The 1,421-nt window shown below is 68.8% G+C and carries 4 protein-coding genes; all 4 read left to right on the top strand.

Translation table 11 applies throughout. The features are described from left to right. Positions 1–291 (top strand): hypothetical protein (locus VF202_10560; protein ID HEX7040547.1); only part of this gene is annotated, 291 nt, incomplete at its 5' end. Further along, a complete protein-coding gene (locus VF202_10555) occupies positions 245–547 on the top strand; it encodes a hypothetical protein (protein HEX7040546.1) in 303 nt (100 codons plus the stop codon). The genes VF202_10560 and VF202_10555, both read left to right, overlap by 47 nt. Beyond that, entirely contained in the window at positions 544–954 is a 411-nt protein-coding gene (locus VF202_10550; GenBank protein HEX7040545.1) for a hypothetical protein, read from the top strand. Before VF202_10555 ends, VF202_10550 begins: the two co-directional genes overlap by 4 nt. Continuing rightward, complete coding sequence (locus VF202_10545; GenBank protein ID HEX7040544.1) at positions 951–1,319, top strand: hypothetical protein; 369 nt, start codon at positions 951–953, stop codon at positions 1,317–1,319. Before VF202_10550 ends, VF202_10545 begins: the two co-directional genes overlap by 4 nt. The last annotated feature ends 102 nt before the right edge of the window (positions 1,320–1,421 follow it).

Here is a 1,421-nt window from a genome sequence, read left to right as displayed (position 1 = left end):
GCGTTGCGGCAGGTCGTGCCCGGCGTCAAGCTCAGTGAGGCCAAGCGCATCGTGGAGTCGGGCGCGGATGAGGCGCTCATGCGCGCGTTCGACCTGGTGATGGAGCAGCACCGGTCGTCGGTCCGCGCCGAGCGGCGCGAGGAGCTGGTACGCGCCGCTGCCGGTGAGGCGTACCGCGCCTGGTTGCTCAACGGCGGTGAGCCTGAGCGGGTCGTGGAGTTCGCCGACCGCCTGTTGGCTGAGCTTGATCGTCGTCGTGACGCCGAACTGGAGGAGGCCCGCGATGAGTGAGCGGGACTTGGGCATTCTCGCGGAGCGACTTGAGGCTCGGGCGACAGTCACCGGCTTCGTCTGGGGGGTCATGGCTTGCGCGTTCGTATCTGGCTCGACCCTGCTGGTGCTCGGTGCAGAGCGAGAGGGTGTCGGCCTGTACCTCATCAACCTCTTGTGCTTCGCCTGGCTGTTCGCACGCGTCAACGCCGACGTGCACGCCTGGATGGACGTCACCTTTTGGGAAGTGGACCGGACGATCGGGAGCAGGCCGTGAGCCCGCGCAACCCACGCCTCCCCCTCGCCACCTTCGAGCTCGTGCAAGCCGAATACGCCCGTCTCTACCAACTCGCCCCCGACCTCGCCGAAGCCGTGGCCGCCGAGACAGGAGGCCACACGCTCACCCCCCGGCCCCGCTCGCGCTTCCGCGAACTCCTCGACGAGCTCGAAGAGATCGACGACGAGATCGCCGAACTCGAGTCCCGCCGCAGAGAAGTTGAAGCGGAGCTCGCGCAGGAACGGGAGGAGCTCGGCGCGTACCAGCCCATCGGCGACGACCCCTGGGGCTGGCGAGGCGACGTGCGGCAGCAGGCCGAGATACTCCTCGCCCAGCTCCGCCAGTACGAGGGCCTTGAACCCGAGGCCCTAGTCAGAGTCGTGCACCCCGAGGAGGCCCGGTCGTGACCGCGCCTGACGCGCCCCCGGTCGAGTCGCTCACGCTCACGCTCGAAGAAGCGCGCCGCCGGCATGACGCCGCGAGCGCGGAGCTGCAACGCCTCTGCGAAGGCAAGCGGTTCCACATGAGCATCCCCGCCCAGCCGGACGACTCCGACGTGATCCTCGGGGACGCTCTGCAAGCGCTGAAGGCGCTCACAGAGGGGCATGACCTCGTGCCGCGTGACCCCACCGCAGAACTGGTCGAGGCGCTGGAGGCGGTCCTGCACGGCGGCGTGATAGATGAAGCGGCTGGCCTCGTGTCCGTGGACCTAGGCGCGTACGACGCTGCGCTAGCCGTGCTCGCGCGGGTGAAGGGAGAGGGCGATGAGTGACGCGCCCCAGGTCGAACCGCTGCGCCTCACGCTCGAGGAGGCGATCGCGATCCTGCGTGAGCACGAGGACTGGGCGCTCATCTTCACAGGGCTCGGCTTCGT

Source organism: Trueperaceae bacterium (genome assembly GCA_036381035.1).
Taxonomy (GTDB): domain Bacteria; phylum Deinococcota; class Deinococci; order Deinococcales; family Trueperaceae; genus DASRWD01.
The sequence above is the reverse complement of the archived record's forward strand: the minus strand, read 5'-3'. Positions and strand labels throughout refer to the sequence as shown.